The 14,502-nt window shown below is 68.8% G+C and carries 17 protein-coding genes and 1 tRNA gene; 13 read left to right on the top strand and 5 right to left on the bottom strand.

Annotated elements, in window-relative coordinates:
- The first annotated feature begins 20 nt into the window (after positions 1–20).
- Positions 21–857, top strand: a complete 837-nt coding sequence (locus tag ABD116_RS09710) for an SGNH/GDSL hydrolase family protein (RefSeq protein ID WP_343967174.1) — start codon at positions 21–23, stop codon at positions 855–857.
- A gap of 24 nt (positions 858–881) precedes the next feature.
- On the opposite strand, the gene upp is transcribed toward ABD116_RS09710, so the two are convergent.
- Entirely contained in the window at positions 882–1,523 is a 642-nt protein-coding gene (gene upp, locus ABD116_RS09715) for a uracil phosphoribosyltransferase (protein ID WP_343967176.1), read from the bottom strand.
- 132 nt (positions 1,524–1,655) lie between these two features.
- Between upp and ABD116_RS09720 the strand changes: the two genes are divergently transcribed.
- The 5 genes from ABD116_RS09720 (at position 1,656) to ABD116_RS09740 (ending at position 4,650) form a co-directional block, all read left to right on the top strand.
- A complete protein-coding gene (locus ABD116_RS09720; RefSeq protein WP_343967178.1) occupies positions 1,656–1,826 on the top strand; it encodes a hypothetical protein in 171 nt (56 codons plus the stop codon).
- A 94-nt stretch (positions 1,827–1,920) separates the two neighbouring features.
- Complete coding sequence (locus ABD116_RS09725) at positions 1,921–2,409, top strand: tRNA adenosine deaminase-associated protein (protein WP_343967180.1); 489 nt, start codon at positions 1,921–1,923, stop codon at positions 2,407–2,409.
- A gap of 28 nt (positions 2,410–2,437) precedes the next feature.
- Positions 2,438–2,872: a tRNA adenosine(34) deaminase TadA gene (tadA, locus tag ABD116_RS09730; RefSeq protein ID WP_343967182.1), complete on the top strand. Its 435-nt coding sequence runs from the start codon at positions 2,438–2,440 to the stop codon at positions 2,870–2,872.
- 13 nt (positions 2,873–2,885) lie between these two features.
- Positions 2,886–2,976 (top strand) — tRNA-Ser (locus ABD116_RS09735).
- 165 nt (positions 2,977–3,141) lie between these two features.
- A complete protein-coding gene (locus ABD116_RS09740) occupies positions 3,142–4,650 on the top strand; it encodes a potassium/proton antiporter (RefSeq protein WP_343967184.1) in 1,509 nt (502 codons plus the stop codon).
- Between the two features lie 266 nt (positions 4,651–4,916).
- On the opposite strand, the gene ABD116_RS09745 is transcribed toward ABD116_RS09740, so the two are convergent.
- Both ABD116_RS09745 and ABD116_RS09750 read right to left on the bottom strand, forming a co-directional pair.
- Entirely contained in the window at positions 4,917–5,480 is a 564-nt protein-coding gene (locus ABD116_RS09745) for a LytR C-terminal domain-containing protein (RefSeq protein ID WP_343967186.1), read from the bottom strand.
- 24 nt (positions 5,481–5,504) lie between these two features.
- Complete coding sequence (locus tag ABD116_RS09750; RefSeq protein WP_020388608.1) at positions 5,505–5,798, bottom strand: type II toxin-antitoxin system VapB family antitoxin; 294 nt, start codon at positions 5,796–5,798, stop codon at positions 5,505–5,507.
- 131 nt (positions 5,799–5,929) lie between these two features.
- Here ABD116_RS09750 and ABD116_RS09755 point away from each other — a divergent pair, with 131 nt between their 5' ends.
- From ABD116_RS09755 to ABD116_RS09775, 5 genes are all read left to right on the top strand, one after another.
- Positions 5,930–6,634 (top strand): L,D-transpeptidase family protein, encoded by a 705-nt coding sequence (locus ABD116_RS09755; RefSeq protein WP_343967188.1) that lies wholly within the window; start codon positions 5,930–5,932, stop codon positions 6,632–6,634.
- A 65-nt stretch (positions 6,635–6,699) separates the two neighbouring features.
- Complete coding sequence (locus tag ABD116_RS09760) at positions 6,700–8,241, top strand: helicase HerA-like domain-containing protein (RefSeq protein WP_343967190.1); 1,542 nt, start codon at positions 6,700–6,702, stop codon at positions 8,239–8,241.
- Between the two features lie 182 nt (positions 8,242–8,423).
- Positions 8,424–9,758, top strand: a complete 1,335-nt coding sequence (locus tag ABD116_RS09765) for a GGDEF domain-containing protein (RefSeq protein ID WP_343967192.1) — start codon at positions 8,424–8,426, stop codon at positions 9,756–9,758.
- An 84-nt stretch (positions 9,759–9,842) separates the two neighbouring features.
- Positions 9,843–10,385 carry a SigE family RNA polymerase sigma factor gene (locus ABD116_RS09770; protein WP_343967194.1) on the top strand — a complete coding sequence of 181 codons (543 nt, stop codon included), beginning with the start codon at positions 9,843–9,845 and terminating at the stop codon, positions 10,383–10,385.
- Positions 10,382–10,867 carry a hypothetical protein gene (locus ABD116_RS09775; RefSeq protein ID WP_343967196.1) on the top strand — a complete coding sequence of 162 codons (486 nt, stop codon included), beginning with the start codon at positions 10,382–10,384 and terminating at the stop codon, positions 10,865–10,867. Before ABD116_RS09770 ends, ABD116_RS09775 begins: the two co-directional genes overlap by 4 nt.
- A 209-nt stretch (positions 10,868–11,076) precedes the next feature.
- Here the strand turns inward: ABD116_RS09775 and ABD116_RS09780 are convergent, their stop codons facing one another.
- Together ABD116_RS09780 and ABD116_RS09785 are read right to left on the bottom strand one after the other, a co-directional pair.
- Positions 11,077–11,322 (bottom strand): hypothetical protein, encoded by a 246-nt coding sequence (locus tag ABD116_RS09780; protein WP_343967198.1) that lies wholly within the window; start codon positions 11,320–11,322, stop codon positions 11,077–11,079.
- 106 nt (positions 11,323–11,428) lie between these two features.
- Positions 11,429–12,631, bottom strand: a complete 1,203-nt coding sequence (locus ABD116_RS09785) for a hypothetical protein (protein WP_343967200.1) — start codon at positions 12,629–12,631, stop codon at positions 11,429–11,431.
- Positions 12,632–12,819: 188 nt separating this feature from the next.
- Here ABD116_RS09785 and ABD116_RS09790 point away from each other — a divergent pair, with 188 nt between their 5' ends.
- Both ABD116_RS09790 and ABD116_RS09795 read left to right on the top strand, forming a co-directional pair.
- Entirely contained in the window at positions 12,820–13,338 is a 519-nt protein-coding gene (locus tag ABD116_RS09790) for a SigE family RNA polymerase sigma factor (protein ID WP_343967203.1), read from the top strand.
- A complete protein-coding gene (locus tag ABD116_RS09795) occupies positions 13,335–14,363 on the top strand; it encodes a hypothetical protein (protein WP_343967206.1) in 1,029 nt (342 codons plus the stop codon). Before ABD116_RS09790 ends, ABD116_RS09795 begins: the two co-directional genes overlap by 4 nt.
- The last annotated feature ends 139 nt before the right edge of the window (positions 14,364–14,502 follow it).

Here is a 14,502-nt window from a genome sequence, read left to right on the forward strand (position 1 = left end):
GGACGGGGAGGTTGCGACCCATGCCCGCACCACGGACCTCGACAGGTGTGACGGCGGCTCTGATCGCGCTGGTCACGGCGCTCGCCCTGCTGCTCACCAGCACCCCGGCCTCAGCGGCCTCAGCGGCCGAACAACGAGCCGCTGAGCGCTGGTATCTCTCGCTGGGTGACTCGCTGGCCTTCGGGTTCCAGCGGTTCAAGGTCGGACAGCCGGCTGAGGCGTTCGACACCGGGTACGCCGATCTGCTGGCCCCCCGGCTGCATCACGGGCAGCAGCGGACGACCCTCGTGAACTACGGCTGTCCAGGCGAATCGACGACCACCTTCGCGACGGGGCAGTGCCCGTGGGCGGGAGCCGGGCTACCGCTGCATGACGCGTTCACCGGGACCCAGCAGGCGGCCGCAGTACGCTTCCTGCGGGATCATCGAGGCAAGGTCGATCTGGTCACGCTGTCGCTGTGGGGAAACGACGCCAATGACTTCGTCGCGTCGTGCAACGGGAATGTGCAGTGCATCCTCGACGGCGCGCCGGCCGCGATCGCGGGCATCGCGGCGAATCTGTCCGGCATCCTGCGCCAACTTCACCGGGCCGCACCGGACGCCCGCCTCGTGGTGCTCGGTGCCTTCGACGTGAACGTCGGCGCGTTCCCGGTCACCCACCCGATCATCCGGCAGCTCAACGCCGCGATGGCCGCCGCGGCGGCCGAGCACGGAGCCCGGTTCGCGGACCCGATGCCGGTCTTCAACCCTGAAGGCGACACCGGCGCAACGCTGTGCACCCTGACCCTGCTCTGCCGCGACGGCGACGCCCACCCGTCCGACGCCGGCTACCAAGCCCTCGCCGACCTGATGGAGTAGGCCTCTCCCCAGCTTCTTCTTCCTTTACTGCGCCACGCCGTACAGGCGGTCTCCGGCGTCGCCCAGGCCCGGGACGATGTAGCCCTTGTCGTTCAGGTGGGAGTCCATGCCTGCGATGACGAGGGTGCAGGGGATGTCGAGGTCGGCCAGTTCGCGCTCGATCCGCTCGACGCCCTCGGGGGCGGCGAGGATGCAGATCGCGGTGATGTGGTCGGCGCCGCGGTCCACCAGGAACTGGATCGCCGCGGCGAGGGTGCCGCCGGTGGCCAGCATCGGGTCGAGCACGTAGCACTGGCGCCCGTGCAGATCCTCCGGCAGCCGCTCGGCGTACGTCGAGGCGTTCAGCGTCTCCTCGTTGCGGATCATCCCGAGGAAGCCGACCTCGGCCGTCGGGAGCAGCCGGGTCATCCCCTCCAGCATGCCGAGCCCGGCGCGCAGGATCGGGACCACCAGCGGCTTGGGGGAGGTCAGCTTGATGCCCTCCGCCTCGGCGACCGGGGTGGTGACGCTGATCGGGCCGGTCCGGACGTCCCGGGTGGCTTCGTACGCGAGCAGCGTGACGAGCTCCTCGGTCAGTCGCCGGAAGGTCGGCGAATCCGTCCGCTCGTCCCGCAGGGTGGTGAGCTTGTGAGCGACCAGCGGATGGTCCACGACGAGGATCTGCATGCGGCGAACGCTACCGTCGGCGATTCGCCACTGGAAACTCTGTGCCCTTTTAGGATTGAAAGGCAGTCGTTTTAGGTCAGTTGGCCCCCGCCCCGGGGCGCCTGTTCCGAATCGACCCCAGGACGGTGCGCCGTGCCCGAATCCACCGGCAAGTCACCCGAACAGCTCGACCGCCTCCGCCGCCGCGCCGCCTTCCTCCGCGAACTGGACGAGGCCCGCGCCCTCCGTGCCCGGGTGGCCCCGCGGCGCGCCCGGGTCAAGCAGATCCGGGCCGCCATGCGCCGGGCCACATATCACCACTGACCGTGCGAACAACAGTAGAAAAAACAGAAAAAAGCCGCAAAGTACGGTGCGAGTCTGCGACCATGCAAAGGTGTCTGATCCCACGGCTGGGCCGATGACCACTACCGAGACGTCCACCGACCTGGATTTCGCGGTCGCTGCCTACACCGAGGACGGGGAGTGGCTGGTCGCCCCACTGGTACTGCGGGGTGAACCGGACCTGTCCGCGCTCGTCTCCGCCCTGCGCCGTTACCCCGGCGACCAGGGCGTGCTCGGGATGATCTCGGTCGACGAGGACTTCTTCATCCTGCTCCGGGTGGTCGGCGGCCGCGCCCGGCTGCTGATCTCCGACGTCACCGCCGCCACCGAGTGGCCGCTGGCCAAGCAGGTCGTCGACGAGCTGGACATCCCGCTGGCCGATGACGACGACGAGCAGGTCCCGGCCGGCGACCTCGGCATCGTCTCCGACCTCGGGATGACCGCGATGGATCTGGGCGCGCTGATCGACGACGTCGACCTCTACCCCGAGGAGATGCTCGAAGAGATCGCCGAGGTGCTCGGCTTCGGCGAGCGGTTCCACGAGGCGCTCGAAGCAATTGGCTAGCCCCGCACACCGCGCCTACGCCCGGCTGATGGGGCTGGCGCTCGAAGAGGCCGAGAAGGCGCACGGCAGTGCCGACGTACCGATCGGCGCGATCGTCGTGGACGCTGACGCCCAGGTGATCGGGCGCGGTCACAACGAGCGCGAACTGACCGGCGACCCGACCGCCCACGCCGAGGTGCTGGCGATCCGCGAGGCGGCCCGGCACGTCGGCGAGTGGCGCCTCACCGGCTGCACACTCGTCGTCACCCTGGAGCCCTGCACGATGTGCGCCGGGGCGATCGTGTTGTCGCGATTGGAGCGCCTGGTGTTCGCGGCGTACGACGAAAAAGCAGGCGCCGTGGGCTCCCTGTGGGACGTCGTACGGGACCGCAGACTCAACCATCGCCCCGAGGTGATCGGCGGCGTGATGGCCGACGAAGCGGGCGCGAGGCTACGCGATTTCTTCACAGGCCATAGGTCTTGATAGCCTCTTCGGCGGTGGCGTGTCCGAGCGGCCGAAGGAGCGCGCCTCGAAAGCGCGTGAAGGGTACCCCCCTTCCGAGGGTTCAAATCCCTCCGCCACCGCCAACCACCCCCGGGTGGTAGAAACACCGAGGACCCTGATGCTGTGTGATGCGTCAGGGTCCTCGTTTTTTGCCGGGTTGTCGTCTGCTCCGTTTTCGGCTTGTGATTCGTTGCCGGAGGCATGGCTCCACTAAGCTGCAGTCCCGACCCGAGAAGTAGAGGGCCGCTGTGGATGTCACCGAGCTCGACCGGATTCTGCTTGCCGGCGCCGCTGTGTTGCTGGTGGCGATCATTGCCGTCCGGTTGTCGGGGCGGCTGGGGTTGCCGTCGCTGCTGATCTATCTGGCGATGGGGTTGCTGCTGGGTGAGTCGGGTGCGGGGATCCAGTTCGAGGATGCTCAGCTCGCGCATGCGCTGGGGTTCGCGGCGCTGGTGATCATCCTGATCGAGGGCGGTCTGACCACCCGGTGGAACGAAGTACGCCCGGTGATGCCGATGGGCGTCGTACTGGCGACTCTCGGTGTCGCGATCAGCGTGGGCGTGGTCGCGTGTGTCGCCCACTTCGTGCTCGGGCTCGACTGGCAGATCTCGGTGCTCCTGGGCGCGGTCACCTCGCCTACGGACGCTGCTGCCGTCTTCTCGGTACTACGCCGCGTCAACGTCCGTCCGCGGCTGCGGGGGATGCTGGAGGCCGAGTCGGGCCTCAACGACGCTCCTACGGTCCTCCTGGTGACTCTGGTGAGCACCGACGGCCTCAAGGAGCACGGCCTGCCGTACTTCGCCGGGCTGGTCGTCTACGAGCTCGTGGTCGGCGCTCTGTTCGGCTTCGTGATCGGCTGGGCGGCCGTCGGCCTGATCCGCCGGGTCGCACTCGGCTCGGCCGGCCTGTACCCGCTGGCGATCGTCTCGCTCTGCTTCGTCTCGTACGCCGGCGGCACGGTCCTGCTGCACGTGTCCGGGTTCGCCGCCGTGTACGTGACCAGCCTGATCCTCGGGCGGGCCGAGTTGCCGCACCGGATCGCGACCAGGTCGTTCGTCGACGGGTTCGCCTGGCTGGCGCAGATCGGGCTGTTCGTGATGCTCGGGCTGCTCGCGTCGCCGGGGCGGATCCAGCTGAACGACGTACTGCTCGCGCTGGTGATCGGGATCGCGGTCACCGTGGTCGGGCGGTTCGCGGCGGTGACGTTGTCGGTGTCGTGGTTCAAGATCCCGTGGCGGGAGCAGACCTTCGTCGCGTGGGCGGGGTTGCGGGGAGCGGTACCGATCGTGCTCGCGACGATCCCGCTCGCGGAGAAGGTGCCGCAGGCGGATCGGGTGTTCGATGTGGTGTTCGTGCTCGTCCTGCTGTTCACGTTGCTGCAGGGGCCGTCGCTGCCGTGGCTGGCGAAGCGGTTGAAGGTGCTCGACGACAATGCGGCGGTCGAGGTCGACATCGACGTGGCGCCGCTGGAGTCGCTGGGCGCGGACATGCTGCAGGTGCTGATCCCGAGCGAGTCGCGGCTGGCCGGCGTCGAGATCGGCGAGCTCCGGTTGCCGCCGGGCGTGTCGGTGTCGCTGGTGATCCGCGACCACAAGGCGTTCGTCCCAGAACGCCGGACGGTACTCCGCGCAGGCGACGCAGTACTCGTCGTCGCCCCCTCAGCCCTCCGCGAACCCACAGTCCGCCGCCTACGAGCCGTCAGCCGGGCCGGCCGCCTAGCCGGCTGGTTCGGCGAACGAGGCCGCGAACAGCACTAGCCCACCCCACCCCACCCCAACCCACTCGCCCATCGCCCACTCGCCCACCGCCCACCCGCGCCCGCGCCCGCGCGACATCTGAGGGGTTAACCCCTGAGTCGGTGGGTTGCCCAGTCAGAATCTCGGCAGGCAACCCACCATCTGAGGGGTTAACCCCTCAGATGTCGCGCGCGGGGTGAGGTGCGCGCGCGGGGTGAGGTGCGCGCGCGGGGTGAGGTGCGGGCGCGGGGTGAGGGGGCCGGGGGCCGGGGTGAGGGGGCCGGGGGTTAGTTGGGGTTTTGGCCTGAAGGGACTGGCTGGGTCGGGCGGATGCTGGGGAGGCAGAGGGTGGTGTTCTTGGGGAGGGTGATCGAGGGGATGCCCTGTTCGCGTAGGCCGAGGTAGCCCTGGCCCAGGACGAGGTCGACGGTGTGGTCGGGGCGTTTGTCGGCGGTGGGCTTGACCTTGCCCTTCACCTGGCCGGCGACAAGCCGCATCTCGGGGCCGTTGGCCTCCGTACCGCGCAGGGCGACGCCGGTGATCTTGTCGCCGTTCGGCTCGTTCGCGACCTTGGCGACGTGGAACCCGCGCTTGCGCAGAATGGTCGCCACCGCAGCCGCGGTACCGGCCTTGGCGCCGCCGTTGTAGACGTTCACCGAGACCTGCTTGGGCGTCAGCCGGTCGTTGGCCATCTTCGTGTCGACGCAGTTCGGCTCGGCGCTGCTCTGGGTCAGCGAGTTCCAGCCCCACCAGCCGCCGCCGACGAGCACGCCGAGCAGCACCACCATGGTGATCGGTGTCCGCCACTGGATCCGCGGGTGTGGGCGCGGCTGTGGGTGGAAGGCGCTCATCTGACAGTCCCCCGACTCATCGAATCAGTCCACGACCAGGACCCGGGCGTGCAGGACCAGACGCTGCTGCAACGCCGCGCGCAGGGCGCGGTGCAGGCCGTCCTCGAGGTACATCTCGCCTTTGAACTCGACCACGTGGGCGAACAGGTCACCGTAGAAGGTCGAGTCCTCGTCGAGCAGCGCGTTCAGGTCCAAGGTGCCCTTCGTCGTCACGAGCTGGTCGAGCCGCACCTGCCTCGGTGGCAGCACGGACCAGTCCTTCGGCTTGTACCCGTGGTCCGGGTAAGGCCGTTCCTCGCCGACGCGCTTGAAGATCACCCACCGGAGTCTAGCCGGGAAGGAGGGTCGGTGAGAGGTCAGGAATGTCACCGGAAAAAGACGCGCCGAGCACTCAACCAGAACCGGTCCCCGGGCGTCTCATGGGGTTAAGGACTAGTTGGGGGAGAAAAATGAGGACTTTGACCCGAATAGGCGTCGGGATGGCTGCCCTCGCGGTGGCTGTCGCCGGTACGACGATCCCGGCCGACGCGCTCACCGTGACCCAGACCAAGGCGGCCCAGACCCGTCTGACCAAGCTCGGCTGCACACCGGGACCCGTCGACGGCAAGGCCGGGGCGATGACGAGTGCGGCGACGGTGCGATTCCAGTCCGCCAACGCGCTGAGCCAGACCGGCGCGCTGAACAGTACGACGTACGCCCGGTTGCTGGCCTCCACGGCGAAGCGCTGTGACGTGCGCGCGGTTCCCCGGCGTACCGGAACTGGTCGCCGGATCGTGATCAGCCAGGGCCAGAACTGGGTCTGGCTGGTCGATGCCAGAGGCAAGGTGGTGCGCCAGGGCGGCATCATCGACAACCCGACGTACCTGAAGCCGGGCACCTACACGAGCGGCGCCAAGTGCGGCCGCGCGGCCCGGATCCGCAAGAACACCGACGGCGGCCGGCTCTACCTGAACAACTTCGTCCGGTTCGCGCCGTGCGGGATCGGCTTCCACCAGATCCCGACGTACAAGAGCAACGGCGCCCAGATCCACGCCGACTGGCTGCTCGGCACCAACTCCAAGGCCTCGCACGGCTGCATCCGGGTCTCCGCCTCGATGTCGGCCACGATCTGGTCCTTCGCGGCGACTTCCGTCAGGGTCGTCGTCATCCGCTGACAATCCCACTAGCATCTCGAACGCACGGGGAAGCTTCCCTTCGTACGTTCGAGAGGCACGTTGAGATGGCCGAGTCAGCCGACGTCGTGGAAACCGTCAAGCAGGGGTACGCGTTCGAGGGGCCGGCGATCGAGCTGGGCGCGCTGCTGGTGGACGGTACGCCGAAACCCGAGGCGGCGGTCCGGATCCCGCTCTCGATGGTGAACCGGCACGGGCTCGTCGCCGGCGCCACCGGTACAGGCAAGACCAAGACCCTGCAGCTGATGGCCGAACAGCTGTCGGCTGCGGGGGTCGCGGTATTCGCGGCCGACATCAAGGGCGACCTGTCCGGCATCTCGCAGCCGGGGCAGTCGAGTGACAAGCTGCTCGACCGGACCAAGACGATCGGCCAGGAGTGGACGGCGACCGGCTTCCCGACCGAGTTCTACGCGCTCGGCGGACAGGGCACCGGCATTCCGATCCGGGCCACGATCACGTCCTTCGGGCCGGTGCTGCTGTCGAAGGTGCTCGGGCTGAACGAAGTACAGGAGTCCTCGCTCGGGCTGATCTTCCACTACGCCGACTCGCAGGGCCTGACGCTGCTGGACCTGAAGGATCTGCGGTCGGTGATCACGCACCTGACCAGTGACGAGGGCAAGGACGACCTCAAGGACCTCGGTGGGCTGTCGGCAGCGACGGCCGGGGTGATCCTGCGGTCGCTGATCGGGTTTGCCGACCAGGGGGCAGAGGCGTTCTTCGGGGAGCCGGAGTTCGACACGGCCGACCTGATGCAGCAGCGGGACGGCAAGGGTGTGGTGTCGCTGCTCGAGCTGCCGAACCTGCAGGACCGGCCGGCGCTGTTCTCGACCTTCCTGATGTGGCTGCTGGCCGATCTGTTCCACGACCTGCCCGAGGTAGGCGATGTGGACAAGCCGAAGCTGGTCTTCTTCTTCGATGAGGCGCACCTGCTGTTCGCGGACGCGTCGAAGGCGTTCCTGAGCTCGATCGCGCAGACCGTGCGGCTGATCCGGTCGAAGGGGGTCGGCGTCTTCTTCGTCACCCAGACGCCGAAGGATGTGCCGGACGACGTGCTGGCGCAGCTCGGGTCGCGGGTCCAGCACCAGCTGCGGGCGCACACCCCGAACGACGCGAAGGCGCTGAAGGCGACGGTGTCGACCTTCCCGAACTCGTCGTACGACCTGGGCGAGGTGCTGACCCAGCTCGGTATCGGCGAGGCGATCGTGACGGTGATGAACGAGAAGGGCGCGCCGACCCCGGTCGCGTGGACCCGGTTGCGCGCCCCGCAGTCGCTGATGGCGCCGGCTACGGCCGAGCAGCTGACCGCTGCCGTGCAGGCGTCGGCCGGCAACGCGAAGTACACCGAGGTCATCGACCGCGAATCGGCCTACGAGAAGCTGGCCGCCCGGGTCCAGGCCGGCGCTCAGCAGGCGGAGGAAGAAGCCAAGTCCGCACCGCAACCCAAGGCGGCGCCGGCTCCCCGCCCCCAGAAGCACGAGAAGTCGATGGTCGAGCAGGTAGTCGGCTCCTCGGCCTTCAAACAGTTCGCCCGCACCGCCGGCCGGGAAATCGTGAGAGGCCTCTTCGGCGCCGCCCGCCGCAAGCGCTGACCGAACGCCCTCGCCAGGGTGACTATTCGATCCTGATCGAATAGTCACCCTCCGTACGGCGATCATTGATCCTTGATCAAACGACTGATCTCTCAACGACTGATTTTCGTTTCCAACTGGTTATCCACAGCACGCCGTAGCGGATTGGGACCAAACCCTCACTCGACGTACCGTGAGAGGCAATGGTCGCGCAGAGTAGGCGAGCGGTACGTTCCTGGGCGCTGTGGACGCTGTCGGTCCCAGCGCTCGGCCTGGTCGTGCTCGTGGACCTCGCGGCGATCGCCTACGGCTTCGAGGCGTTCTCCGAGGTGCAGTCCTGGAGCGGGCTCACCGTCGTCTTCGCGCTGACCGTCTCGGCATTGATCTCGGTCGAGGGCGCGCGAAGGGTCGAGAGCCGGCGTCGGCGCGGTGGCGCGCTGCACAAGGACCTCGCGCCCGCCTGGATGATCGCGGCCGCGCTGATCCTCCATCCGGCTCTGGCGATCATCGTCGTGCTCCTCCTGCGGAGCTGGTGGCGGATCCGGGCCGGCAAGTGCATCCCCTATCGCTGGGCCTTCTCGACGGCCGTCTGCGTCCTCGCCGTCGGCGCCGCCCACGCGGTCTACAAATCGGCGCTGGACCTCACCGGCGGCGGCGATCTCGGTCTGGTCGTCTCGATGGCGGCCGGAGCACTGGCCTATCTCGCCGCCGACACCTTGCTCTGCGGCCTGGCGATCTCCCTGATCGTGCCGGGCAGCAGCCGCCAGGACGCGATCGGCGACAAGGACGACCTGTGCGTCGACGCGACGGCCGGCACGCTCGGCGCCCTGCTCGCGGCGGCGACGCTGGTCAGCCCGTGGTTCGCCTTCGTCGCGATCCCGATCACGCTGACCGCCCAGCGCGCGTTGCTGCTCGGCCAGTTGGAGACCGAGGCGCAGACCGACCCGAAGACGAGCCTCGGCCGGGTCGACTGGTGGCGGCGCCGGACCGAGGAGATGCTCCGTACCTCCCGCACCCAGCGCGAGCCGATGGCGGTCCTGCTGATCGACATCGACCACTTCAAGCAGGTGAACGACCGGCACGGCCACCTGGTCGGCGATGAGGCACTGCGCGCGGTGGCGACGATCCTGCGCTCGGCGATCCGTACCAAGGATGTGATCGGCCGGTTCGGTGGTGAGGAGTTCGTCATCGCCCTCCCCGATACCGATCTGGACGACGCCACGGTCACCGCCGACCGCCTCCGCTCAGCAGTCGCCGGCAGCCCGCTGGCCGCGATGTGCGCCGGCGTCCTCGACGACCCCGACCTCGACCCGGACACCTTCCGTCTCACCGTCTCCATCGGTGTGGCCGTCTATCCGGCCGACGGCAGCACGGTCGACGACCTCCTCCTCCGGGCGGACAGGGCCATGTACGCCGCCAAGGCCGCCGGCCGCGACCGAGTCCGCCTGGCCGCCGACCTCCAGCTACCCCCACGCCAATCCGGCCCGGAGCGGACCGCCCTCCCACGCCCGACCCCAGCAGATCTCCAACACCGCTAGAAGCTTTTCCGCGGTCGCGCAGAACCTTTCGGTGGTGGGCGGCGTCCTCTGGGTGGGACGTGATGGCTGAAGGCAGGAGAGTGGATGCAGCGGGCGGTGAGTCGCGACGAGGACTTCACGGCCTTCGTACTCGCCAGGTCGGCGCGGTTGGTGCACTTCGCGCGGATGCTGTGCGGGGATGCCGGGCTGGCGGAGGATCTGGTCCAGACGGCGCTGGAGAAGGCCTACCTGCGCTGGGACCGGATCGAGCTCGGCGACCCCTTCGCCTATGTCCGGCAAGCCGTCGTCAACCAGCATCTGTCCTGGGTTCGCCGTCGGCTGTGGAGGGAGCGGCCGACTGGGAGCACCGCCGAGCTGGACGAGCAGGCCGGCTATTCGCTGCAGTACGCCGAAGACCCGAGTGCCGGGGTGGAGCACCGGATCGCGATCGCCGAGGCGCTGGCGACGCTGACGAGAAGGGAACGGGCCGTGGTGGTGCTGCGATTCGTCGAGGACCTGACCGAGGCGCAGACCGCGGCCACCCTCGGGATCGCGGTGGGAACGGTGAAGAGCGCGAACGCCCGGGCCCTGCAGAAGTTGCGGGCCGCCCCCGAGTTGAGCGGCAGCTATGCGGGGGAGCAGTCATGAACGACGAAGACCTGCGGGAGGCACTGCGCCCGCCGGGTGGCATCGAGCCGCTCGACCCGGCCAAGGTGATCGCCGGGGCACACCGCCGACGCCGGCGCGGCATTGTGGCCGGCGGGGCGTCCGCTGGCGGAGTACTGGTTGTGGTCGCGGTCAGTGTGCTCGTCGGGATGCGGCCCAGTGGCAGCCCGGTGATCGAGCAGCCGGTGACGCCTTCGATCAGTACGCCGAGCACGCCGCGGCCGAGCGCAATCCCGAGTACTCCCAACCCCGGTACGCCGACCCCCGGCCAACCGTCCCAGGCACCGACCAGCCAACCGGTGCCACTCGTACCTCCGAACAAGACCCCGCCGCCCTTCACCCCGTCCGCCCGTACGCCGACGCCACCCGAGACGCCATCGGCCAACACCCCACAGCCGCCGGCCTCGCCGCCGACCGGTACGCCGAGCAGCCCGGCGCCGCCGCAGACGCCCGGCACTCCGTGATTGCCTGCTGATCCGGCAGAACCTTTTCGCTGGCCGGTCGCGTCCTTGAGCCCGACAGTGAGAAAACCTTGCGGAGGGCAACAAATGACGAAGACCCTGATCAAACAACTCGTGGCCGGCGGGGTGGCCGTGGTGGCGCTCGCGGGTGGCGCCCTGGCTGCCTCCGCCGCCGCGGACGGTGGTCCGGGCAACCCGCCCAAGCCAAGCTCTCAAACCCCGAGCAGCGCCCCGACGCCGCCGACCGAAACGCCCCAGCAGACGCCGAGCAACGCTCCGGTACCGCCGACCGAAACCCCGAGGCAGACGCCGAGCAACGCCCCCACGCCGCGCCCGGCCGAGCCGCCCACGGAGACACCCAGGCAGACCCCCAGTGCTTGGCCTACCCCGCAGCAGCCGCCCGCGCAGACGCCCAGCAGCTGGCCTACGCCGCAGCGGCCCGGGCAGACGCCCAGCACTTGGCCCACTCCCCAGCAGCCGCCGACCCCGAGCCAGGCGCCCAGGAAGTGACTTGTTCCGAAGAACCGGAGGCACACAACTCCGGTTCTTCGGAACGTGGTGAGCTCAGCAGGCGCCGAAGGAACCAGCCGAGATCCAAGCCTTCGACACGTACATCCCGGCATGGACGCGCAACCACACATTGGTTGTGCCCTGCGATCCCGTGACGCTCTGACCAGTCGTCTGGCATTCGACCGTCACCTGCGCCGACTTCCCCGCCATCCCGACGACGGCGCCGCTGGAGCTCGCGGAGTTGCGGACGTTCAGATAGCCCGACGAGATCGACACAGTCCCGCGTCCACCATCACCCGTCCACAGGTACGTCGCGTCTACCCACGAGTTGTCCGTGAGCTTCAGTGCATCCCAGAAGACGCCGTCCGCAAGATCGATCCCGGCCGGATTCGCGACCGTCCGGCCGAACTGATCCTTTCCGCCGTTGTAGCCGTTCTGGTACGCCGCCTGCGACTCGGGCTTGCCCTGCGGCAGGTCCTTCCACATCTCCCGGGTGGCACTCGGGTTCCAGTAGTCGTCCTTCGTGTTCCACGGCCCGACGTCCCACACCGGCTCGAACGCGCACCGGCTGGCGGTGCACACCTTCACCGTGTAGCTGCCCGATCCGTTGCTCGCCAGCCCACGCCGCGACGGCAACGCGACGAAGTGATCGCGGCTCGCGATGACGTGTCCGTTGGCCGTCGTACCGCCGACCAGTCCCTCGCGAGTCGCGAACACGTGCGACTTCAACGGAGCCGCCTGGATCGTCATCCGGCTCTCGGCTGCCTTGTCCGTGGGCTGGACGCTGACATCGCTGATCCACGGGCTGCCACCCTGCGGCGGCGCGATCACGATGATCCTGAGTTGGACCTGGTCGCTGGCGTCGGGCAACGCGGTCGGCTGCCCGGCCTCGGCGGGCGTCCATTCCGACCAACGGTCTTTGACCAACGCCCGTACGTCGACCTCAGCCGTCGACCTGTCCGGCGTACCGGCGGTGTACTTGACCACGACGGCTGAGGCGGCCGAGGCGAACCGTACCGGCGCCAGGTTGGCGATGCCGGACCGTTGCCAGACTTCGACCGAGCCCATCGAGGCCGGCGCGTCGCCGAGGATGATCCGCTGCCCGTCGACGCGGACGTTGGTCGAGCCGTCCACTGGCTGAGCAGCCGGTTTGACCGGGTCGGTCGGGCTTGCTGAGCTGGGTCCGGCCGCGAGCGCGAGCGGACTGATGGCGACGGCCAGGCAGGCCGCCGTTCGCAGCTTGGCGGTGAGATGCATGACTGGTACCTCCGGGGCGGTGAAGGTCACCGGGTGCGATCACCCGGTGAACCCAATGTGACAAACAAACCGCCTCCGTGTATAGCTCGTGAATAAATTTCTGAAGATTACTTGGTGACGAACAGAACCTAAGCGGTGACCCAGCGGGTTTGTACGGGTGTGACAGAGGCTGAAGCTGAGGAGAATCGATGACCCGGACCGCGGACGCCGACTTCGAGCATTTCGTGCGGGCGCAGTCGACCCGATTGCTCCGGTTCGCGGAGATGTTGTGCGGTGATCGGCATACGGCCGAGGACCTCGTGCAGCAAGCGTTGATGCGGTCTTACCCGAAGTGGCACCGGCTCGACGGTGACCCGCTTCGCTATGTACGCCGGGTGCTGGTGAACCGCTTCTTGTCGGCGTCTCGCCGGCATTGGTCCAACGAGGTCCCGAGTGACCCGGTCGACAACGACTGGGACCAGCGCGAGGTCGCCGACTTCTCCGCGGAGGTGCAGACAAGGGAGGCCGTACTCGCGGCCCTGGCTGGTCTGACCGTCCGGGAGCGGGCCGTGGTCGCGCTGCGCTACTCGCAGGACCTCTCCGAGGCAGAGACCGCCGAATTGCTCGGCATGGCCGCAGGGACCGTCAAGAGCACGGCGTCCCGGGCACTGGCCAAGCTGCGTCTGGCACCCGACCTGATCGACACCACTGTTGGAGGAAACGTATGACCGACGAGCAGCGGGTGCGCAGCGCGCTCGAGTACGACCTGGAGCCCTGGCAGCCCGACCCGGCCGACCTGATGCGTCGTGGCCGCCGGCTCGCCTGGATCCGCCGAGGACTGGCCGCGGCGGGCGTGACTGCCCTCGCCGGCACTGTCGCTACAGTGTCCGCCGCGGTCGGGGGACCTGCCGACGTGAAGAACCTGCTGGCGGGTGGCGGCAAGCCGCCGGTGCCGGTCACGGTCCCCACTCCGACGGTCGACCCCACTTGCCTGCCGAAGGTGCCGGGCAAGGTGGAGGTGTCGGCCAGCATCAAGGTCGAGGTGCCGCCGGTGAAGAAGCCGCACGTGCCGGTACCGACCACGACGTACACACTGCCGGGCAAGCCGGGTAAGCCGAGCCTGCCTCCGGTACCGACGACGAAGCCGACCCTGCCGCACGTCGCGACGCCTTCCCTGCCAGGGAAGCCGGGCCTTCCGGGGAAGCCGAGCCTGCCGGGCAAGCCCACCCTGCCGCCGGTACCGACCACCAAGCCGACCCTGCCGGGCAAGCCGTCGCTACCGCCGGTGCCGACGACCAAGCCGACTCTGCCGGGCAAGCCCACCCTGCCGAAGCTCCCGACGACCAAGCCGTCACTGCCGGGCAAGCCCACCCTGCCGAAGCTTCCGACGGCCAAGCCGACCCTGCCGGGCAAGCCGGAGCTCCCGCCGGTCCCGACCCCGTCACACCCGCCGGTACCGCCGTGCGTTCAGGTCCCGGTCCCGACCGCCAAGCCCTCGCTCCCGGGCAAGCCGGAGCTCCCGCAGGTGCCGACCACCGCGCCTTCGCTGCCAGGTAAGCCGAGCCTGCCGGGCAAGCCGACCCTGCCCCCGGTACCGACCGCCAAGCCGACGCTGCCGGGCAAGCCGCAGCTCCCGCCGGTCCCGACCACCAAGCCGACCCTGCCCAAGCCGTCGTGGCCCACCGCCACGCCGAGCTGGCCCGGCAAGCCCCACAACCCGTTGCCCACCGGTACACCCTCCTTCAACCGGTAGGCCTTCCCCCCGAAAAGGCCGATGGAGCCACCAGCGAGACGAGAGAATCGACCTCTACTCGCCGGTGGCTCCATCTGCCAACTCCCGCGCGATGTCCAGCTGGCCGGCCTGCCGCGCGTACTCCTGCAGCAGCAGTTCG

Origin of the sequence: Kribbella koreensis (assembly GCF_039525325.1) — a bacterium.
Lineage (GTDB): Bacteria > Actinomycetota > Actinomycetes > Propionibacteriales > Kribbellaceae > Kribbella > Kribbella koreensis.